The sequence below is a fragment of the Mycobacterium sp. 94-17 genome (genome assembly GCF_035617725.1).
GTDB lineage: Bacteria > Actinomycetota > Actinomycetes > Mycobacteriales > Mycobacteriaceae > Mycobacterium.
In genome coordinates this window covers 445448-464860 of sequence record NZ_JAPIYN010000001.1, presented here as the reverse complement: position 1 = coordinate 464860, position 19413 = coordinate 445448, and the positions used below count along the sequence as shown (strand labels likewise).

20 protein-coding genes and 2 pseudogenes are annotated in these 19413 nt (G+C 66.3%); 15 read left to right on the top strand and 7 right to left on the bottom strand.

The annotated features are described in order from the left end of the window. Positions 1 to 18: 18 nt before the first annotated feature. From OQ789_RS02375 to OQ789_RS02365, 3 genes are all read right to left on the bottom strand, one after another. Positions 19 to 864: an ABC transporter permease gene (locus OQ789_RS02375; RefSeq protein ID WP_324683182.1), complete on the bottom strand. Its 846-nt coding sequence runs from the start codon at positions 862 to 864 to the stop codon at positions 19 to 21. 9 nt (positions 865 to 873) lie between these two features. Further along, positions 874 to 1692, bottom strand: a complete 819-nt coding sequence (locus tag OQ789_RS02370; RefSeq protein WP_324683180.1) for an ABC transporter permease — start codon at positions 1690 to 1692, stop codon at positions 874 to 876. Positions 1693 to 2066: 374 nt separating this feature from the next. Next, positions 2067 to 3272 carry a CoA transferase gene (locus OQ789_RS02365; RefSeq protein ID WP_324683179.1) on the bottom strand — a complete coding sequence of 402 codons (1206 nt, stop codon included), beginning with the start codon at positions 3270 to 3272 and terminating at the stop codon, positions 2067 to 2069. 424 nt (positions 3273 to 3696) lie between these two features. On the opposite strand from OQ789_RS02365, the gene OQ789_RS02360 reads away from it, so the two are divergent. The 7 genes from OQ789_RS02360 to OQ789_RS02330 all read left to right on the top strand — a co-directional run bounded on the left by OQ789_RS02360 (position 3697) and on the right by OQ789_RS02330 (position 9563). Next, positions 3697 to 4398, top strand: a complete 702-nt coding sequence (locus OQ789_RS02360) for an SDR family NAD(P)-dependent oxidoreductase (protein WP_324683178.1) — start codon at positions 3697 to 3699, stop codon at positions 4396 to 4398. A gap of 54 nt (positions 4399 to 4452) precedes the next feature. Next, on the top strand, positions 4453 to 4653 hold the full coding sequence (locus OQ789_RS02355) for a ferredoxin (RefSeq protein WP_324683177.1): 201 nt from the start codon (positions 4453 to 4455) through the stop codon (positions 4651 to 4653). 47 nt (positions 4654 to 4700) lie between these two features. After that, complete coding sequence (locus OQ789_RS02350; RefSeq protein WP_324683175.1) at positions 4701 to 6065, top strand: cytochrome P450; 1365 nt, start codon at positions 4701 to 4703, stop codon at positions 6063 to 6065. A 95-nt stretch (positions 6066 to 6160) separates the two neighbouring features. Further along, complete coding sequence (locus OQ789_RS02345; RefSeq protein ID WP_324683173.1) at positions 6161 to 6604, top strand: hypothetical protein; 444 nt, start codon at positions 6161 to 6163, stop codon at positions 6602 to 6604. Between the two features lie 20 nt (positions 6605 to 6624). Then, positions 6625 to 7530 carry a hypothetical protein gene (locus OQ789_RS02340; protein WP_324683171.1) on the top strand — a complete coding sequence of 302 codons (906 nt, stop codon included), beginning with the start codon at positions 6625 to 6627 and terminating at the stop codon, positions 7528 to 7530. Beyond that, a complete protein-coding gene (locus tag OQ789_RS02335) occupies positions 7527 to 8081 on the top strand; it encodes a hypothetical protein (RefSeq protein ID WP_324683170.1) in 555 nt (184 codons plus the stop codon). Before OQ789_RS02340 ends, OQ789_RS02335 begins: the two co-directional genes overlap by 4 nt. A gap of 93 nt (positions 8082 to 8174) precedes the next feature. Continuing rightward, positions 8175 to 9563: an alpha/beta hydrolase gene (locus tag OQ789_RS02330; RefSeq protein WP_324683168.1), complete on the top strand. Its 1389-nt coding sequence runs from the start codon at positions 8175 to 8177 to the stop codon at positions 9561 to 9563. 5 nt (positions 9564 to 9568) lie between these two features. Here OQ789_RS02330 and OQ789_RS02325 read toward each other — a convergent pair whose 3' ends face one another. From OQ789_RS02325 to OQ789_RS02315, 3 genes and pseudogenes are all read right to left on the bottom strand, one after another. Continuing rightward, a complete protein-coding gene (locus tag OQ789_RS02325; RefSeq protein WP_324683167.1) occupies positions 9569 to 10744 on the bottom strand; it encodes an acyl-CoA dehydrogenase family protein in 1176 nt (391 codons plus the stop codon). Continuing rightward, positions 10728 to 11726, bottom strand: a complete 999-nt coding sequence (locus OQ789_RS02320; protein WP_324683165.1) for an acyl-CoA dehydrogenase family protein — start codon at positions 11724 to 11726, stop codon at positions 10728 to 10730. The genes OQ789_RS02325 and OQ789_RS02320 overlap by 17 nt, the downstream gene beginning before the upstream one ends. A 149-nt stretch (positions 11727 to 11875) precedes the next feature. Beyond that, positions 11876 to 12127 (bottom strand): annotated as a pseudogene (locus tag OQ789_RS02315) (nitroreductase family protein); the annotation flags it as partial. A gap of 342 nt (positions 12128 to 12469) precedes the next feature. On the opposite strand from OQ789_RS02315, the gene OQ789_RS02310 reads away from it, so the two are divergent. The 6 genes and pseudogenes from OQ789_RS02310 to OQ789_RS02285 all read left to right on the top strand — a co-directional run bounded on the left by OQ789_RS02310 (position 12470) and on the right by OQ789_RS02285 (position 17254). After that, the gene (locus tag OQ789_RS02310; RefSeq protein WP_324683163.1) at positions 12470 to 12862 is read left to right on the top strand and encodes a carboxymuconolactone decarboxylase family protein; all 393 of its coding nucleotides are present in this window, start codon (positions 12470 to 12472) and stop codon (positions 12860 to 12862) included. An 82-nt stretch (positions 12863 to 12944) separates the two neighbouring features. Next, a pseudogene (locus OQ789_RS02305) lies at positions 12945 to 13444 on the top strand (NAD(P)-dependent oxidoreductase). A 261-nt stretch (positions 13445 to 13705) separates the two neighbouring features. After that, complete coding sequence (locus OQ789_RS02300) at positions 13706 to 14797, top strand: amidohydrolase family protein (protein WP_324683161.1); 1092 nt, start codon at positions 13706 to 13708, stop codon at positions 14795 to 14797. 29 nt (positions 14798 to 14826) lie between these two features. Then, the gene (locus tag OQ789_RS02295; RefSeq protein WP_324683159.1) at positions 14827 to 15972 is read left to right on the top strand and encodes an amidohydrolase family protein; all 1146 of its coding nucleotides are present in this window, start codon (positions 14827 to 14829) and stop codon (positions 15970 to 15972) included. 1 nt (position 15973) lies between these two features. Beyond that, on the top strand, positions 15974 to 16372 hold the full coding sequence (locus tag OQ789_RS02290) for a Rieske (2Fe-2S) protein (RefSeq protein WP_324683157.1): 399 nt from the start codon (positions 15974 to 15976) through the stop codon (positions 16370 to 16372). Positions 16373 to 16387: 15 nt separating this feature from the next. Beyond that, positions 16388 to 17254 (top strand): alpha/beta hydrolase, encoded by an 867-nt coding sequence (locus OQ789_RS02285; RefSeq protein ID WP_324683155.1) that lies wholly within the window; start codon positions 16388 to 16390, stop codon positions 17252 to 17254. Between the two features lie 5 nt (positions 17255 to 17259). On the opposite strand, the gene OQ789_RS02280 is transcribed toward OQ789_RS02285, so the two are convergent. Beyond that, positions 17260 to 17733 (bottom strand): hypothetical protein, encoded by a 474-nt coding sequence (locus OQ789_RS02280; protein WP_324683153.1) that lies wholly within the window; start codon positions 17731 to 17733, stop codon positions 17260 to 17262. Positions 17734 to 17769: 36 nt separating this feature from the next. Here OQ789_RS02280 and OQ789_RS02275 point away from each other — a divergent pair, with 36 nt between their 5' ends. Together OQ789_RS02275 and OQ789_RS02270 are read left to right on the top strand one after the other, a co-directional pair. Then, a complete protein-coding gene (locus tag OQ789_RS02275; RefSeq protein WP_324683152.1) occupies positions 17770 to 19074 on the top strand; it encodes an NADH-ubiquinone oxidoreductase-F iron-sulfur binding region domain-containing protein in 1305 nt (434 codons plus the stop codon). Continuing rightward, positions 19071 to 19367 (top strand): ferredoxin, encoded by a 297-nt coding sequence (locus OQ789_RS02270; RefSeq protein ID WP_324683151.1) that lies wholly within the window; start codon positions 19071 to 19073, stop codon positions 19365 to 19367. Before OQ789_RS02275 ends, OQ789_RS02270 begins: the two co-directional genes overlap by 4 nt. The last annotated feature ends 46 nt before the right edge of the window (positions 19368 to 19413 follow it).

Below are 19413 nucleotides of genomic sequence, written 5' to 3'. Positions count from 1 at the left end.
GCTGTTTCACCTCCTCCGCTAACCAGACAGGTTGAAGTTGCCGTTCGTACCGTAGATAGAGAGCGAGACCAACAGCGTCACCGAGACCACGACGATCAGCGAGGTGCGCACCGCGTTGCCGGTCGCGTTGCCCACACCGGCCGGCCCCCCCGACGCGAAATAGCCGTAGTAGGTGTGGATCAGCAGGATGGTCAGCGCCATCAGGACGGCCTGCAGGAACGACCACAACAGGTCGATCGGGTTCAGGAACGTGTTGAAGTAATGCTGGTACAAACCCTGCGACTGTCCGAGCAGAAACGTCGTGGTGAACTGACTGGCCAAGAAAGACAGGATCACGGCGATGCTGTACAGCGGCGTGATGGCCAGCATTCCCGCCAGGATCCTGGTACTCACCAGATAGGCGACCGGCCGAATGGCCATGCTCTCCAACGCGTCGACTTCTTCGTTGATCCGCATGGCACCCAGCTGAGCGGTGACCCCGGCGCCGAAGGTGGCGGCCAGGCCGATTCCGGCGACCACCGGTGCCGCGATGCGCACATTGATGAACGCGGCCAAAAAGCCCGTCAGCGCCTCGATTCCGATGTTGCCCAGCGAGGTGTAACCCTGGATGGCCAGGGTGCCGCCCGCCGCCAGCGTCAGGAACCCGACGATCACCACGGTTCCGCCGATCATCGCCAAAGTGCCCGCGCCCATGCTGATCTCGGCGACCAGCCGAACCACCTCGCGCGTGTAGTGGGTCGCGGCGAAAGGCATCCCGGCGAGCGCTTTGCCGTAAAACAAGGTGTGGTCGCCGATCCGACCCATCAAGGCGACGGGCCTCTCGAACTGGCGGCTCAATCGTGGGTATACGGCCCTCAGCGCCATCGACCGCCCCTACTTCGCCGTCATCTTGATGCCGATCGCGGTGACCACCACGTTGACGACGAACAGGGACATGAAGGCATACACCACGGTTTCGTTCACCGCGTTGCCGACGGCCTTGGCGCCCCCACCGGTGATCGACAGGCCCCGATAGCAGGCAACCAGACCTGCGATGAGGCCGAAAAGGGCTGCCTTGACGCAGGAAATGACCACCTCGGGCACGCCGGTGAGCAAGGTGATGCCCGCGGCGAACGCGCCGGGGTTGACGTCTTGCACGAAGACCGAAAAGACGTAGCCGCCAAGGACGCCGATGATGACGACGAGGCTGTTGAGCAGGAAGGCGACCAAGCCGGATGCCAGCATGCGTGGCGTAACCAACCGCTGGATCGGGTTGATGCCCAGCACCTCCATGGCGTCGATCTCTTCACGAATCGTTCGCGATCCCAGGTCCGCGCACATGGCCGTGGCACCCGCACCCGCCACGATCAACACCGTGACCAGCGGGCCGAGCTGGGTGACCGCGCCGAACGCGGCGCCCGCGCCGGAGAGATCCGCCGCGCCCAGTTCGCGCAGCAGGATGTTGAGCGTGAAGCTCACCAGGACGGTGAATGGGATCGCGACCAACAAGGTGGGAGCCAGCGACACCCGTGCGACGAACCAGGACTGCTCCAAAAACTCTCGCCACTGGAACGGCCGGCGGAACAAGAATTTGACCGCATCGGCCGACATCGCGAACAGGGCTCCCACGGCGTGCATGGGCCCCGACAGGTCGAACTTGAGTCTGAGCGCGGGCAAACCCGTGGACCAGTGGTCCGCTCCCTTAGTCGCCATGGGTCCCTGCCCTTTCGCAAGCTACGAGACCGACAGTCTTGTTGTTGCGCACCGGCTGAGGTAAATTCGGCTCGACCAGCGATCCCGCGCGAATGCCGCCGACCACGAAATGCCCGGTGTGCACCCGAGATTCGACGCCTGTCGGCGGCGTGGCCGCGCTGCGAATCCTCACGCCGGGGCCTCCGTTCACTCGCGTGAGTTGACGCCTCAAAACGGAGGGCTCCTCGTCTTGAAGCGTCCGGCGATTATGACTCATGCCGAGTCCAGGTGAGGCGAAAATCGCAGAACCGTTATCGGACGACCGGCGGCCGCAGCGTGGGAGCACGCAGCGTCACTTTCGTTGGTGGGCTGAAACATTGCAAGCGGCTCCGGTTCTAGGTGACGGCGCCGGCCGTCTTGAGTTCGATGATGCGGTCCCAGTCGAGGCCGAGCTCCAGCAGGATCTCGTCGGTCTGCTCAGCGAATCCGGGTGCCGGCCCGGTCTGTGGCGCGGCGACGTCGAACTGTACCGGGTTGGCCACCAGCTCGAGTTCGCCCGCCTGCACCAGGTATTCGTTCGCGCGGATCTGCGCGTCGCCGGCCGCTTGCAGGGTGTCCTGCACGGGAGCCCAGGGCCCGGAGAGCGTCGCGAAGCGCTCGCTCCACTCCGCCAGCGTGCGCGCGGCGATAGCCTTGGTCAGTAGCTCCACCGCGTCGGCCGTGTTGGCGGCGATGTTTTCCACCGTGTCGAAGCGCGGGTCATCGGCCAGCTCCGGCAGGTCGACATGGCGGCACACGTCGGCCCAGAATTTGGTTGGCTGCATCATCACAAAGGAGATGTAGCGATTGTCGGATGTCGTGTACAGACCGACCAATGGGTTGTTGGGCGCGCCGTGGACGCCCGGCGGCGGCGACTCTAGTCGTTGACCCAAATGCTTTGTCAGCGCGACGGTGTGTCCCAGTGACCACAGCCCACTGCCCAGCAGCGACACATCGACCACGGACGGTTCGCCGCTGCGCTCACGCTTGAGCAAGGCCGCCGCGATGCCACCGGCGAGGTTGGTGCCCGAGATGGTGTCGCCGTAGGCCGGCCCGGGCGGCGCGATCATGCCCGGCATGCCCGCCGGAGTGATGGTGGCGGCGGTTCCGGCCCGGCACCAGAAGGCCGTCATGTCGTAGCCGCCCTTGGTCGACTCGTCGCCGCGCGGGCCGAGCGCGCTGCCGCGCGCGTAGACGATCTTCGGGTTGACCGCCCGGATGTCGTCGACGTCGATGCCGAACTTCTTCCGGTGGTCGGGCAGGAAACTGGTCAGGAAGACGTCGGCGCGACGGGCCAACTCATAGAGCACGTCCTTGCCCCCGGGCACCGACATGTCCAGCCCGATGCTGCGCTTGGCGCGGTTGGCGTGCTCGATGTTGGGGTTGGGATCGCCCTCGACGCGCAGCATCCCGGTCTGCCGGAGCCCGCGCTGCGGGTCACCCGTCACCGCGTGCTCGACCTTGATGACGTCCGCGCCCCATTCGGCGAGCACGGCACCCGCCGACGGAACGAATCCGTACATGGCGACTTCGAGGACGCGGATTCCTTCGAGCGGCCTCATGCGCCGGCTCCTTTCGCCGTCGCGGGGGATATGGGGTGGGCGCCGACGCTCGACGCGCGGCGGTCGACGTGGGACTCAGGCGCGGCACCCGCGATGGTCGCTGTGGTCCCAGCGGCGGGCTCTGCCGTGTCCTGGGCAGGCATTCCGTACCCCCTGATGTGGTGGCCGTCACGATAACTTCATTCTCTTCCTCGGCGAATCTTACATTCGAGTCTCGATAATTCAAGAAAGTCTCAGGAACGAGATCGGGGCGCTGACCAGGGCCGGAAAAGCCCGTACGCTCACGGTCTGCGCCTCTCCATGCAGGCCGGACGCGGTGTTGCGCGCATGTTGCACGCCGCTCCGCGTGGAGAGTAAGGTTCTCATAATTGCAAGGGAGATTCTTTATGACTGAAATGGGCCCCTTCGGAGTAGAGACCACAACATGAAGACTGCGGTAGTCACCGGTGGCGGGTCCGGCATCGGTCTCGCCGTCGGGCAACGCCTGCGGGCCGACGGTCTGAACGTCGCGTCCATCGACCTGCGCCCATCGGACACCGACTTCGCGTTCACCGCCGATGTCACCGACCGGTCGCAACTGGATGCGGCGCTGTCGGCCATCCGGGCTCAGCTCGGGCCGGTGACGGTTCTGGTCAACGCCGCCGGACTGGACGGATTCAAGAAGTTCAACAACATCACCTTCGAGGACTGGCAACGGGTGATCGACGTCAACCTCAACGGCGTCTTCCATACCATCCAGGCGGTGCTGCCCGACATGGTCGCGGCGGGGTGGGGACGCATCGTCAACATCTCGTCGTCGAGCACGCACTCCGGCGCGCCCTACATGAGCCACTATGTAGCGGCCAAGTCGGCGGTCAACGGCCTGACGAAGTCGCTCGCGCTCGAGTACGGGCCCAAGGGCATCACGGTCAACGCGGTTCCGCCGGGTTTCATCGACACCCCGATGCTGCGCGCGGCCGAGAAGAACGGATTCCTCGGCGACATCGACGAGACCATCGCGCGGACCCCGGTGCGCCGGATGGGCACGCCACAGGACATCGCGGCGGCGTGCGCCTTTCTGGTGTCCGAGGAAGCCGGCTACATCACCGGTCAGATCTTGGGCGTCAACGGGGGTCGAAACACTTGAGCGGCGGCGATTCGTCAGCGGCGCCCGGCAAACCAGTGTGAGAGGAGAAAGCCCGTGAAGGTCTGGGTGGATTCAGAGCGGTGCCAGGGCCATACCTTGTGCGCGATGATCGCGCCGGAGTCGTTTCAGCTCAGCGACATCGACGGCAGTTCATCGGCGGTCGACGAGGTGGTGCCCACCGATCGCGAGGACCAGGTGCGCGAAGCCGCGCAGTCCTGCCCGGAGCAGGCCATCATGATCACCGACGACGCCTGAACCGGCCCCGGGTCCTCAGCCAGCGATACACGTAGGGAGACGAAGCGTTGAGTGTCGACGACGTCCTGGACGACAGCGACCGCAAGAAGAATCGGTACCATTTCGATCGCCATTCCTCCGCATATCGGTCGCAGTTCAAGACGATCACCGAAGAGATGCACGCCAAGTGTCCGATGGCCTGGACGGACACCTATGGCGGCCACTGGGTCGCGGCCGGCAGCCACGAGGTCTTCGAGCTGGCCCGTTGCCCCGCCGTGTCCAACGATCACGACCTCCACGGCGAACGCCGTGGCTACAAAGGCATTTCGATCCCCACCGCCAGCCGGGTCAGCGCCGTACGCGGCGGCATCCTGGAAATGGACGACCCCGAGCACCGCACCTACCGGACGGTGCTCAACCCGTATCTGTCACCGGCGGCGATCAAGCGCTGGGAACCGTTCATCGATGACGTGACGCGCGCCTGTCTCGACGAGAAGATCGAGAGCGGTCAGATCGACTTCGTCGACGACCTGGCCAACATCGTGCCCGCCGTCTTCACGCTGGCGATGCTGGGCATCCCGCTGAAGAAGTGGAACTTGTACAGCGAGCCGGTGCACGCCGCGGTGTACACGCCGGAGCACTCTCCCGATATCGAGCGCGTCACCGCGATGCACCGCGAGATGGGGCTCGACATGGTCAACAACATGGTGGAAGTCCGCGAGAACCCACGGCCGGGGATCATCAACGGCCTGCTGCAGATGCGCATCGACGGCGAGCCCGCTCCGGATCTCGAGATTCTCGGCAACCTGGGCCTGGTGATCGGGGGCGGCTTCGACACGACGACCGCCCTGACCGCCCACTCGCTGGAATGGCTTGCCGAGCGCCCCGATCAGCGGCAGCTGCTCAGCAACGAACGCAAGACCCTGCTGAACGCCGCGACCGAAGAGTTTCTGCGGTACTTCACCCCGGCGCCCGGGGATGGCAGAACCTTCTCCGACGACACCGAGCTCGACGGCACAGAATTCAAAGAGGGTGAGCGGCTGTGGATTTCGTGGGCGATGGCCAACCGCGACCCCTCGGTATTCCACGACCCCGACGAGATCGTCCTCGACCGTAAAGGCAACCGGCACTTCAGCTTCGGGCTCGGTGTGCACCGGTGCATCGGCTCGAACGTCGCCCGCACCGTGTTCAAATCCATGCTGACCGCCGTCCTCGATCGGATGCCCGACTATCAGTGCGATGCGGAGGGTACCGTGCACTACGAGACCATCGGTGTCATCCAGGGCATGCGCAGGCTGCCTGCCACGTTCACGCCCGGCCGGAAGGTCGGGGCGGGCCTGGACGAGACGCTGGAAAGACTGCAGCGCATGTGCGACGAGCAAGAACTCGCCAGGCCGGTCACCGAGCGCAAGGAAGCCGCCGTCATCGACTAGGGCTGGACGAACCGTTCGTTGACTGCCGCAATTTTTCCGAGTAGGCCTGTTCGGCGTGACAGCGCCTTATATTCAGGCCAGCCACGTGTGCAGAGATGGGAGACGCCTCGGTGAAGCCTTTCGGAGTGAGCCTTGCGCTTGCCACAGCCGCGCTGATCCTGGCTCCGGCCGCTCACGCGGACATGCAGGTCGGCAACTACCGGTTGGACACCAGCCGGGATCCGGGCCACATCTGGATTTTCGCGATTCGGCCCTGCACTCCTGAGGCGCCGGGATGCCGGACCGTCCAAGCGGTTCCGCAGCCCAACGGGCAAGCTGCGCCCTGGAAGTCCGACGCACACCTGGTCAACGGCCGCTACATCATGGCCGTCGACGTGCCCGACGGCGTGCGCTGCGTCGTCCAGTTCTTTCCCTCGCATGACGTCTACTCGTGGGACGCGGTCACGCTGACCGGTCAGGTCGACTCGACATTCGACACGGGCTGCGGCGGCGGACCGGGGGGCACCGACAGTTGGCCGTTCACGCTCGTGCGATGGTAGCCGCGTGAGAGGTAAGCACGATGGCTGACGCCAAGAAGCCGCCGCAAGATTCGGGCGCGTCGAAAGCCGACGCGAGAGCGTTGCTCGAGGAAGCAGAGGCCGAAGCAGCCGAGGCCGAGGCGCTGGCGGCCGCGGCCCGCGCCCGCGCCCGCGCCGCCCGGCTGCGGCGTGAGGCACTGGCCCAAGCCGAGACCGAGATCGAGACCGCCGAAGAAACCCCGGACACCGACGACGGTACAACCGACACCGCCGAGCCGGAGACCACCGAAGAGACCACCGAGGCGAAGGCCGGCGAGGACGCCACCGACGACGAAGCGGAGACCGGGGAAAGTCAGGACGCGAAAGAAGAAGAAGCCTCCGGAGAGACCGAGGCCGAAACCGAAGCCGCCGAGCAGGAGGCGGAAGCGGAACCCACGACTCGCTCCCGGCGGCGCGTGCGGCTGCCGTCGTGGTCTGTGGCATGGAAGGCGGCGGTCATCGCCCTCATCTGTGCCTTCGTCGCGGCAAGCGGATACATGGTGTGGAATCGCCACGAAGTCACCGAGCACAACCAGCGCGTCGCGAACTTCGTCGCAGGTGCCCGGCAAGGGGTTGTCAACATGACGTCTTTGGACTTCAACAAGGCCAAGGAGGACGTGCAGCGGGTGATCGACAGCTCGACCGGGCAGTTCAGGGACGACTTCCAGCAGCGCGCAAAGGATTTCACCACCGTCGTCGAGCAGTCCAAGGTGGTTACCCAGGGCACCGTCAATGCGGCCGCCCTGCAATCGATCGACGGGAATTCCGCGCTGGTGCTCGTCGCCGCGACGTCGCGGATCACCAACGCCGCGGGCGCCAAAGATGAACAACGCAATTGGCGGCTCAAGGTGACCGTGACCGAAGACGGCGGGCAGTACAAGATGTCCAAACTGGAGTTCGTTCCGTGAGCAAGGACAACCACAGCACCGAGACCGCCGACGAATCCACCGAAAGTAGCGCTGCGCGTGTTCGGCGTACGGTGAAAGTCGTTCCCATTGTCTTGATTTCGCTGCTGCTGATATCGGGCGGCGTGGCGACGTGGCTGTATTTCACGCAGTACCGGCCCGACAAACAGACGGACGCGGGCGTCGCGAACGCGGTCGTCAGCGCGGCCTCCGATGGAACGGTCGCATTGCTGTCCTACTCGCCCGACTCACTCGACAAGGACTTCGCCGCCGCCAAGTCGCACCTGTCCGGGGACTTCCTGTCGTACTACAACCAGTTCACCGAACAGATCGTCGCGCCGGCCGCCAAGCAAAAGTCGCTGAAAACCAACGCGCGGGTGCTGGGGGCCGCCGTCTCGGAGTTGCGTCCGAATTCGGCCGTGGTGCTCGTGCTGGTCGACCAGAGCACCACGAGCAAGGACAATCCCGATCCGGCGATGGCGTCCAGCAGCGTCCTGGTGAGCCTGAGCCGGGTCAACGGCTCCTGGCTGATCACCAAGTTCGACCCGGTGTAGGCGTCCCTGGTAGCGACCGGCCCAAGGATTCACCAAGGATCCGCCGAGGCCGGCATTCGATCCTCATCTCAGCAGTTGAGAGGAGGAATCGCCATGTCGCTACTGGGCAACCACATATCTCTGATCCACGGTGGGGTACCGGTGACGGCTCAGGTCGTCACCGCGATCACGCTGGGACTCGCGGCCGGGTGGCGCTCGCGGCGCTGGCGCCTGTTGTGGCTGCCCACCGCCGCGGTCGCCGGAGCCGCGACGGCCCTCGCGGCGCACTCCTACCTCGCCGGCGGCGCCTCCACATCGGCACCGCAACCGGTGTACGTGTGGATCGCACTGGTCGGTGCGGCCATGGCGGTGCTGATCCTGGGCTGGCGCGGTGCGCGGTGGTGGCGACGTGGGCTCTCGATCCTGGCCGTGCCTCTGTGCGTACTGTGCTCGCTGCTCGCGCTCAACCAATGGGTCGGCTACTTCCAGACGGTGCAGAGCGCGTGGAGTCAGTTCAGCTCCGCCCGGCTGCCCAACCAGACCGACAGGTCGGCCGTGATCGCGTTGGCGGCCAAGGGCGCCAAGCCGGCGCACGGCAGCCTGGTGTCGGTGGTGATCCCCGACGACGCATCGCATTTCAAGCACCGCGAGGAGCTCGTCTACCTGCCGCCGGCCTGGTTCGCCAGCTACCCGCCGCCTGCGCTGCCGACGGTGATGATGCTCGGCGGCATGCTCAACACGCCCGCCGACTGGGTGCGGGCCGGCGGCGCGGTGGACACTGCCGACGCCTTCGCCGCCGCGCACGGCGGCGACGCGCCGGTGCTGGTGTTCGCCGACCCGGGGGGCGCGTTCGACAATGACACCGAATGCGTCAACGGAAGCCGTGGCAACGCAGCCGATCACCTGACCAAAGATGTTGTACCCTACATGATCTCGAGCTTCGGGGTGAGCCCCGACCCGTCCCGGTGGGGCGTCGCCGGCTGGTCGATGGGCGGAACGTGCGCGGTGGATTTGGCCGTCATGCACCCCGACATGTTCAGCTCATTCGTCGACATCGAGGGCGACCTGACCCCCAACACCGGAACCAAGGAGCAGACCATCGCCACCCTCTTCCGCGGCGATGCCGGCGCGTGGGCGCGATTCGACCCGAGCACGGTGATCGAGCGCCACGGCCGCTACACCGGTGTAAGCGGCTGGTTCGCCATCTCGTCGGGCGGTTCGCCGCGCCGCGACATCACGACCGTGGACAACGCCGCGATGACCCTGGCCGGCCGTGCCGCCGCCGCCGACCCCGGTAACCAGGCCGCGGCCGCGTCGTCCCTGTGCACGCTGGGCCGGGCGAATGGCATCGACTGCGCGGTGGTCGCCCAGGCCGGCAAGCACGACTGGCCGACGGCCGGCATGGCCTGGTCCGCCGCGCTGCCGTGGCTGGCCGGTCAGCTGCACACTCCGGGTGTGAAGCGGATTGCCTTGCCCGGCAATGCTTCTCAGCGATCCCTGTGAGGGCGCTAGCCGCGCGGCAGGCCGAGCACCCGCTGGGCGATGATGTTGCGCTGGATTTCCGACGTGCCGCCGGCGATGGTTCCGGAGAAGCTGCGGGCGTAGCGCTCGAACCAGCTGGCGAAGTAGTGGTCGAGGTTCATGTGCGCGTACGGTCCGGTCAGGCCGGGGTGCACGAGTCCCTCGGTACCCGCCGACGTCAACGCCAGTTCCATGCCGCGCAGTTCCGCTTCGGAACCGAGTAGCTTGAGCACCGAGATCGCGGCCACGTCGTCTTCGCCGCGCGCGGCGCGGGCCAGCGCCGCCGAGCCCAGCAGGCGCAGCGCCTGGCGGTCCATGATCGTGCTGGCGTACTGGTCGCGCTCCACCGCGGTGCCGGGGTGGAAGTCGGCGATCATGTTCTCGAGGCGATCGGCGAAACCCAGCCACATCATGGTGCGTTCGTGACCCAACGACCCGTTGGCCACCCGCCAGCCCTGGTCGAGCTCGCCGACCAGGTTTTCGGCCGGTACCCGCACGTCGGTGAAGAACACCTCGTTGAAATCCAGATCGTTGATACCGCAGATCGACGGGAACGGCCGGCGCACCAGGCCCGGGGTGTCGGTGGGGATGATCAGCGCGCTGATTCCCTTGTGCTTCGGTGCATCCGGGTTGGTGCGGACGAACGTCAGCAAGACGTCGGCGTCGTGGGCGCCCGAGGTCCATACCTTCTGCCCGTTGACCACGAAGTGGTCGCCGTCAAGCACCGCGCGAGTGCGCAGCGACGCCAGGTCCGAACCCGCGCTGGGTTCGCTCATCCCGAGCGAGGCGGTGATCTCGGCCCGCAGGATCGGCACCCCCCAGCGCCGCTTCTGCTCGTCGTTGCCGAACGACAACAGTGATGCCCCAACGATATTCACGCCCTGCGGGTTGAAGCTGTGGTAGATCCGGCGGCGGCTCAGCTCCTCGAGATAGGCGAACTGCTGAATCACCGACGCGTTACGGCCCCCGAACTCCGGCGGCTGGCTGGGCAGCAGCCAGCCGTTGTCGAACAGCAGCCGCTGCCAGTCGCGCGCCCACTGCGGCATGTGCGAGACCGACCGGGGGCGCTCGAGCGTTTCGCTTGCGGGAGGCAGGTTTTCGTCGAGGAACGCCGAGAACTCCGCCCGGAACTCCTCGACGTTGGAATCAAAAGTCAGCTGCACGGTATTCCTCCGCGATCCGCGCCCGGTGCGCCGCTGCGCCGCCGAGCATCAGCTCACCGGCCTTGGCCCGCTTCAGGGCGAACTGCAGGTCGTTCTCCCACGTGAATCCCATTGCGCCATGCAGCTGTAGCCCGTGGCGGAACACCAGCGACTGGCACTCCCCCGCCGAGGCCTTGGCCATCGCGGCCGCCAGCCGGCGGCGGGGATCGTCGGCCGCGATCGTCAACGCGGCGAAATACGCCAGCGCCCGCGCCCGTTGCACGGCGACGTGCATGTCGGCGGCCTTGTGCTGGACGGCCTGGAACGAACCGATCGCCACGCCGAACTGCTGGCGGGTTTTGACGTGCTCGAGCACCAGGTCGAGGATGCGCTGGCAGGCGCCGACCATGGTGATGGCCATGCCGGTCAGCGCGAGCTGGTGGGCGCGTTCGGCGTCGACCGTCAGCCGCTCGCTGTCGGGTACCCGGACGTCCGCGAACGACAGGTCGGCGACGTGCAGCACCGGGTCGAACACCGCCGCGCGCCGTGTCGACACCTGACCGGACTCGACGAGGAAGACGCCGGCGTCGGTCACCACCGCCAGCCGATCCGCGCGGTCACCGTCGAGCACGTGGCGGGCGGTGCCGTCCAGCACCCAGCCCTCGTCGTCGCGGTGCGCCGCGACCCCGCCGTAGACCGCGGTGCCCGACTGGTGTGGGTCGAACCGGTGCCCGGCCAGCGGCGCGAACTGGCTCATCGTTGCCAGAAACGGGGTGGGGTCGGTGGCGCGGCCGAGCTCTTCGAGGACGATGGCCAGCTCGACGGCGCTGTCCGCCTCGCTGAGCTCGGTCCAGCCCTGGTCCACATACGACTTCCACAGCGGGCCCGGGTCGACACCCTCTTCGGCCACGCTGCGCACCAGCGACGGCGGGCACTGCTTCGCGACGGCGTCGCGCACGGTGTCTTGCCACAGGCGCTGATCAGCATCGAACTCCAACAGCATCCGCGCCGCCTCTCGTCGTGACTGTGAGGCGAGAATAACATTCTCGGTTGCGGAAGTAATAATCTCGGAATTCGGGCATCGGGTCACCGGAACAGGCAATTCCCCCGTCGAGCGCCCGGCCGCCCGGGCTCAAGGCTTCGACCGCCCGGCTACCCGGGGGCTGGCGCACCGTCGACGAGGCCGTCGGCGGCGCTGTCCCAGCGGTCGAGGTTCACGAACTCGGCAAGCGGGCGACGGCGCAACGGACCATGATTGCCCTTGGGCCACCCGACCACGATGTGGCCCGCGATCATCCAGCCCTCCGGCACACCGACGGCGCCCCTGAGCAGCTATTCGCCGCCGTACGAGGCCCAGCTGATCAGGCAGGCGCCGAGCCGCCGGGCCCGGGCGGCCACCCGAAAGTCGGCTCGTCGGTGAAGAGCCGGATAGTTCGGGCCGTCGACATCACTTCTCAGATGTCCGAGCTTGCTCTGGTCGCTTCGCTCCTCAACATCTGGGCTTGCCCCCGCGCCCGCGCCCCAACATTCGTATCACTCACCGCCGCAAGGGAACTGGCTAGACACGAGGTTCCCACAATCTCCCCAGGGTAGCGAGGACGCACCCGGGCAGGCCGATTCGCGCCTCGACTGTAGACCCCGCAAAGCCGCCAGGGTGCGAGACTGCGCTCAGGCAATCCGAACTCGGGCAGCGTACGCACGACACCGACAATGAGCGCTGGCCCAACCTTTGAAGGAGGAGAACCATTGGATCGCGAAACCTACCAGCGCGGGCTGCGCATCCGCTCCGAGGTGCTGGGCGAGGAGTACGTCAACAGAGCGCTCGCCGGCGCAGATGACTTCACCGGGCCGCTGCAAGATCTCGTCACCGAGTATTGCTGGGGCGCCGTGTGGGGCCGCGAAGAACTGCCGCGCAAGGCCCGCAGCATGCTCAACCTGGCGATGATCTCGGTGCTCAACCGGCCCAACGAATTGCGCACGCACGTCAAGGCGGCACTGACCAACGGTGTCACCCGCGAGGAGATCCGCGAGGTCTTCCTTCAGGTGGCCATCTACGCGGGCGTGCCGGCCGCCGTCGACAGCTTCCGCATCGCGAAAGAGGCGTTCGCCGAACTGGATCGGGACAGTGGCGATCGCTAGCGCGGCGGAGCCGGGCGCAGCGGGTCGCCACCATCGGAGGAACGAGCTCATCGGGGAAATCGGGTTCATCGGGCTGGGAAACATGGGCTTCCCCATGGCATGCCGCCTCATTGAGGCGGGGCACGACGTCATCGCCTTCGATACGCGCAGCGAGGCGATCGAGCGCGCCGTGGCCCGGGGGCACGCGCGGCGTCGTCGCCCAAGGAGGTCGCCGATCGCGCCGGCACGGTGCTCGCCAGCCTTCCCACCCCGGGCGCGTCCCTTCAGGTGGCGACGGGCGCGGCGGGGGTGATCGAGGTACTCAATGCCGGATCGGGTGCGACGAGCGCAAGCCGTGACAAGTTCCCCCGCGCGATTTTGCCGCGCACCTTCAACTACGGCTTCGCCACCGGGCTGATACTCAAGGACGTGCGCCTGTACCTCGACGAAGCGCGAGCGCTCGGCGTGCCCGCTGAGGTTGCCGAGACGATCGGCCGGCTGTGGGACGCGCTCGCCCGCGCCGAAGGGCCCGATTCGGATTTCACGACGGTGATCAAACCGTTCGAGCGGGCGGCCGGCGTCACGGGCCGGTCGTCGGACTGAATCGATCGGGCGCGCCCCGCGCGGGCGGGACCGTACGGACGGACCATGCGGCCGGCACCCGTCGCACGTCCGAGAATGGTATTATCCGGAAAAAAGAACGACAATTGTCCGAAAGACCCAGGAACTCCCTCTACCAGGGATGATTGCTAAACGAGATGCGTACCGGAAACTCATTGATGGACCGCTTAGGAAAATGTTAGATTGGCTATCATATGACCTTGCGCGGCTGGCCTCGACCGCCGCAGCCGAAGGGTGGCCTTGGTGATCACACACGCCGACGGAACCAGCACACCGTTGATCGACGCGAGCGTGCACATCTTCTTCCCGTCCAACAAAGCGCTGCGGAAGACCCTGCGCGAGCCGTTCAAGAGCCGCGGCTTCCCCGACTACGAGATGGACTGGTACGGCGCTCCCGGCGGTGAATACGCGCCCAACACCGAGGGTCCGGACCGCCAGTACCCGGGTTCGGATCCCGATCTCGTTGCCAATGAACTGTTTTCGAAGCGCGGCGTCGATGTGGCGGTCCTGCATCCGATGGCGCGCGGCATCATGCCGGACCGGCACCTGGGCAGCGCGCTGCACGCCGCGCACAACGAGATGATGGTGTCGAACTGGCTGGAGCCCAGCGAATTCGGCGAGCGGTTCCGCGGCACCATTCGGGTCAACCCCGACGACATTCCCGGCGCGCTTCGCGAAATCGAGAAATGGCGCGCGCACCCGCGGGTCGTCCAGATCGGCGTCCCCCTGCAGTCCCGCGAGCTCTACGGCAAACCGCAGTTCTGGCCGATCTGGGAGGCCGCCGTCGACGCCGGTCTGCCCGTCGCCGCGCACATCGAAGTCGGGTCGGGCATTGCGTTTCCGCCGACGCCGTCCGGAAATACCCGTACCTACGAGCAGTACGTCAGTTTCATGGCACTGAATTACCTGTATCACCAGATGAACATGATCGCCGAAGGGGTGTTCGAGCGGTTCGACGGCCTCAAGTTCGTCTGGGGTGACGGCGCCGCCGACTTCATCACGCCGTTCATCTGGCGGATGGACACGTTCGGGCGGCCGCACCTGGAGCAGACGCCGTGGGCCCCGCGGATTCCCAGCGACTACCTGCCCGGCCACGTCTATTTCGTGCAGGGCAGTCTCGACGGCCCCGGCGACGTCGAGTTCGCCGGCGAATGGTTCAGCTTCACCGGCAAGGAAGACATGGTGATGTTCGGCTCCAGCTACCCGCATTGGCAGCTCGGCGACATCAAGAAGCTGCCCAGCGCTCTGTCCGCCGAGCAGCGCGAGAAGGTGTGCTGGCGCAACGCGGCGCGGCTCTACGGCATAGACATTCCCGCCGGGGTGGGCGCACAGTAGAAGGATCGCGAAAGACTGAGGAGAGCCAGATGACGTTGACCCATTCGCAGGAGCGGGTTCCCGCTGCCGAGCGTATCGCCGTCCGCTGCGTCGACTCGGATGTCCACCCGGCCCCCAGGCGCGGGGAGCTACTCCCCTACATTCCCGAGCCGTGGCGGAGCAAATACTTCCTCACTCGCTCCATTGGCGAGCAGATTTACTACGACGCGCCGGACTACGCGCACTCCTACGCGATGCGGGTGGACTCCTTTCCTGCCAACGGCGAGTTTCCCTGCAGCGACCCGGATTTGGCATTCCGTCAGCTGATCATGGAAGCCGGCTCTGACATCGCGATCCTGGAACCGGGCGCCTACCCGGCCCGCCTGCCCGAGGCGCAGCATGCGATGTCGGCCGCGTTGAACGACTGGCAGGCCAATCACTGGCTGGACAGCCACAACAACTGGCACGAGCGGTGGCGCGGTTCCATCTGTGCCGCCATCGAGGAGCCGGAAGAGTCCGCCCGCGAAATCGAACGCTGGGCCGGGCACCCCTACATGGCGCAGATCCTGATCAAGGCCGAGCCGAGACCGTCCTGGGGCCACCCCAAATACGACCCGATCTGGGCGGCGGCCACCAAGCACGACATCACCGTCAGCTGCCACCTGTCCCGCAGCCAATTCGATGAGCTGCCGATCCCGCCGGTGGGATTCCCCAGCTACAACCACGACTTCATGGTGACCTACTCCCTGCTGGCGGCCAACCAGGTGATGAGCCTGATCTTCGACGGGGTCTTCGACCGATTCCCCACCCTGAGAATCGTGTTCGTCGAGCACGCGTTCAGCTGGATCCTTCCGCTGATGTGGCGCATGGACGCGATCTACGACGCACGCAAGTCGTGGCTCGGCATCAAGCGCAAGCCGTCGGAGTACGTCAAGGACCACATCAAGTTCACTACCCAGCCGCTGGACTATCCGGAAGACAAGACGCAACTGACCCGCGCGCTGGAATGGATGGAGTGCGAGAAGATTCTGCTCTTCTCCTCCGACTACCCGCACTGGACGTTCGACGACCCGCGCTGGCTGGTGAAGCACCTGCCCAAGCACGCCCGCGACGCGGTCATGTACAAGAACGGCATCGCGACCTATCACCTGCCCGAGACCGTTCCGGTTCTCGAGGGTCAGACCCGGGTGCTCTGAGTTGACGGAAGAAACCAAACGGCCCGAGCCCCGTCTGGCGCAGGGCCGCGAGCATGTCGTTGCCACGATAGACGAAATCCCGCCGGGCTCACACAAACTCGTGCCGATCGGACGGCACGGCGTCGGCGTCTACAACGTCAATGGCACCTTTTACGCCATCGCGAACTACTGTCCTCACCAAGGCGGGCCGCTGTGTTCGGGACGGGCCAGGGGGCGCACGATCGTCGACGAGACCGCGCCGGGCGACTCCGTCATGGTGCGCGACCTGGAATACATCTACTGCCCCTGGCACCAATGGGGTTTCGAGCTCGCCACCGGCACCACCGCGGTCAAGCCCGAGTGGAGTATCCGCACCTATCCGGTGCGCGTCGTCGGCAACGATGTTTTGGTTCAGGCCTAGCTACAGGAGAATCGGGTGCCTTCTATCGAGATCAACGGGGGAAACGTCGTCTACGAAATCCTCGGTGACTCCGGCGATCTCATTGCTCTGACGCCCGGTGGGCGGTTCAGCAAGGAGATCCCCGGCCTGCGTCCGCTGGCCGACGCCCTGGCCGCGGGTGGCTATCGGGTGCTGCTGTGGGACCGGCCCAACTGCGGCGCCTCCGATGTGCAGTTCTACGGGCAAAGCGAGTCCCACATGCGCGCCGAGACGCTACACAAGCTGGTGACCGGCCTGGGCTTCGAGCGCTGTATTCTGGCCGGGGGTTCCGGTGGGGCAAGGGATTCCATGCTCACCACAATGCTCTACCCCGACATGGTCACCAAGCTCGTGGTGTGGAACATCGTCGGCGGCATCTACGGCACTTTCGTGCTCGGCTCCTTCTACATCATTCCCAGCATCCTCGCGGTGCGCGGCACCGGCATGGACGGCGTGGTGAAGGTGGCCGAGTGGCGCGAGCGCATCGAGGAGAACCCGGACAACAAGCAGCGGTTCCTCGACTTCGACTCCGGCGAGTTCCTCACGGTGATGCTGCGCTGGCTCAACGCCTTCGTTTCCAAGCCGGGACAGACGATTCCGGGCGTCGAGGACGAGATGTTCGACCGGATCAAGGTTCCCACGTTGATCATTCGCGGCGGCGAGAACGACATGGACCACCCGAAGCGGACGTCGCTGGAAGTCAGCTGTTTGATCAAGGGATCGAAGCTGATCGATCCGCCCTGGCCCGAAGACGCCTGGGAGCGGGCATCCGAAGACCGCGCCGCGGGCCGGGTGCAGCACTTCAACATGTTCGACACCTGGGTGCAGGCAGCGCCCGCGATACTGGAATTCCTGGGCGCGTGATGGCGCTACACGGTTCGGATGTGGACCTCACAATTCAGCGACGCCTCCAGCGCCGTGTGCACGCGGCTTTCCGGAATCCGGTCGAGGTCCTTCTCGCGAAGTGTCACATGGACGATGTCGAATCCATCCTCGCCGGGCGCGCGCTCGATGTCACCGGTCAGCCCGAACGCGGCCAGCACCCCGTGCGCGTCGTCGTCGGTCCCCCGGCTGACGAAGGTGATCACGCCGGGTACCGGCGTAAGCTCGAACGCGTTGGCGCACAGTCCGATCGCGGTGTCCTGTGCCTCGTCGCCGTCCTCGGCCGCGATGAGCAATTCGACTTCGCGGCGGCTTGCGGGCATGGACGCGAGATCGTTCTCGACCACGTCCACGCCCGCTGTGGCCACGAGCTCGAGGAGCGCCGCCATGCCATCACGTAGCTGTGCGGGGGTCAGCGCGCCGTCCGGGTCGACGTTGACGCGCACCACCGCAGTTCGCATGTGCGCAAGCCTAACCAACACGATTGCAGGCCGGCTTTGAACACCGCCGAGTCCACCACCATCACCACCGCGACGTTCCCCGGGTGCACGCCGCGGCTGCTGAACGCGCAACCGGACGGAGCCCAGGAAGATCTGGCGGCCTATCGGAAGCTCGGGGGCTACCAGCCGCTCGGCGACGCCGCCCAGTTCCTGAGCGAGATCGAATCCAGTGGCCTGGCCGGTCGCGGCGGCGCGGCGTTTCCGCTTGCGGTGAAGCTGCGGACCGTGCGCAACAACGGCAGTGTTCTGGGTGTTCCCGTCGTCGTCGCGAATGGCGAAGAGGGAGAACCGGCTTCGGTCAAGGACCGCTGGTTGCTGCGCAATCGCCCCCACCTGGTCCTGGACGGGCTGCGGCTCGCCGCGACGATCGTCGCCGCTGATCGCGCCTATGTCTACGTGTCCGACCAGGAATCCGCGCACAGCGTCGAATCCGCGCTCGCCGAGTTGGATCCCGACGCGCTCGGCGTCACCATCGACATGCTCACCGTCCAGCCGGGGTACGTGGCAGGCGAGGAGACGGCCGCGGTACGTGCGATCAACGGCGGACCGGCCAAGCCGACGGACAAACCGCCGCGGCCCTTCGAAGTGGGAGTCGACGACCGGCCGACGTTGGTGAGCAACGTCGAGACGTTGGCAAACCTGCCGTATCTGCACAGCCACGGCGCCGCCGATTATCGGTCGCGGGGCACGACGCTGTCGCCGGGGACCTTCTTGGCCACCGTCACCGGGGCCGGTAAGCCTCCGGTGCTCTACGAACTCCCGCACGGCCTGGCATTCACCGAACTGCTTGCAGTACACGGTGTTTCGGCTGGCCGGGTGCGCGGAGCGTTGATGGGTGGCTACTTCGCCGGTCTGCTCAATCGCTCTGTGCTGGAGACAACCCTGGACCACGAGACGATGCGACGCGTCGGCAGCGGTCTGGGCTGTGGCGCGATCTCGGTCATCACCGACGACTGCCCCGTCGCGGTGGCGGCGTCGGTCCTCGCGTACTTCGACCGCGAAAACGCCGGGCAATGCGGATCGTGCTTCAATGGGACGGCGGCGATGGCCGCGGCCACCGGCGCGCTGCGCGACGGGGCCGCGACGGCAGAAGATGTGGAGCGGTTGCGCCGCTGGTCGGTGTTGCTGCGTGGCCGCGGCGCGTGCGCGACGCTGGACGCCGCCACCAACATCGCCGCCAGCCTGCTCGACCAGTTCCGGTACGAAGTGGCCACGCATCTCGACGGCGCGTGCCCGGAGTGCACCCGCGGCGCGTTCCGCGCGGACCGTCCGTACCAGGCGGAACCTGTGAGGCAAGCATGAAAATCCGTCTGGACCGCACCATTTGCGACGGCTTCGGCATCTGCGCCAAGCACGCTCCGGGATACTTCTCGCTCGATGACTGGGGCTATGCATCCCTCATCGGGGACGGCACGGTGGCAGAAGCGGATCGCGATGCGGTCATGCGCGCGCTGCTGGACTGCCCCGTGCACGCCATCACCGAACTCGGCGAGCGCACCCGGCGCTCTTCTCAGCCGCCACTGACCGACACCGACGACCCGGCCGAACACCTGAAAACCGAAGAGAACGAAGCGGAGTGGGGATTCACCCGCTGAGGCGCCCGGAAAAGTCGTGCCGTGCGACCCACCTTTCAGGCCGACG

What these genes read in the sequence shown, in the direction of transcription:
- OQ789_RS02330 (WP_324683168.1), top strand. Translation starts at nt 8,175, where the DNA reads ATGTCGCTACTGGGCAACCACATATCTCTGATCCACGGTGGGGTACCG.
- OQ789_RS02345 (WP_324683173.1), top strand. Translation starts at nt 6,161, where the DNA reads ATGGGAGACGCCTCGGTGAAGCCTTTCGGAGTGAGCCTTGCGCTTGCC.
- OQ789_RS02360 (WP_324683178.1), top strand. Translation starts at nt 3,697, where the DNA reads ATGAAGACTGCGGTAGTCACCGGTGGCGGGTCCGGCATCGGTCTCGCC.
- OQ789_RS02270 (WP_324683151.1), top strand. Translation starts at nt 19,071, where the DNA reads ATGAAAATCCGTCTGGACCGCACCATTTGCGACGGCTTCGGCATCTGC.
- OQ789_RS02340 (WP_324683171.1), top strand. Translation starts at nt 6,625, where the DNA reads ATGGCTGACGCCAAGAAGCCGCCGCAAGATTCGGGCGCGTCGAAAGCC.
- OQ789_RS02280 (WP_324683153.1), bottom strand. Translation starts at nt 17,733, where the DNA reads ATGCGAACTGCGGTGGTGCGCGTCAACGTCGACCCGGACGGCGCGCTG.
- OQ789_RS02295 (WP_324683159.1), top strand. Translation starts at nt 14,827, where the DNA reads ATGACGTTGACCCATTCGCAGGAGCGGGTTCCCGCTGCCGAGCGTATC.
- OQ789_RS02320 (WP_324683165.1), bottom strand. Translation starts at nt 11,726, where the DNA reads ATGCTGTTGGAGTTCGATGCTGATCAGCGCCTGTGGCAAGACACCGTG.
- OQ789_RS02375 (WP_324683182.1), bottom strand. Translation starts at nt 864, where the DNA reads ATGGCGCTGAGGGCCGTATACCCACGATTGAGCCGCCAGTTCGAGAGG.
- OQ789_RS02365 (WP_324683179.1), bottom strand. Translation starts at nt 3,272, where the DNA reads ATGAGGCCGCTCGAAGGAATCCGCGTCCTCGAAGTCGCCATGTACGGA.
- OQ789_RS02370 (WP_324683180.1), bottom strand. Translation starts at nt 1,692, where the DNA reads ATGGCGACTAAGGGAGCGGACCACTGGTCCACGGGTTTGCCCGCGCTC.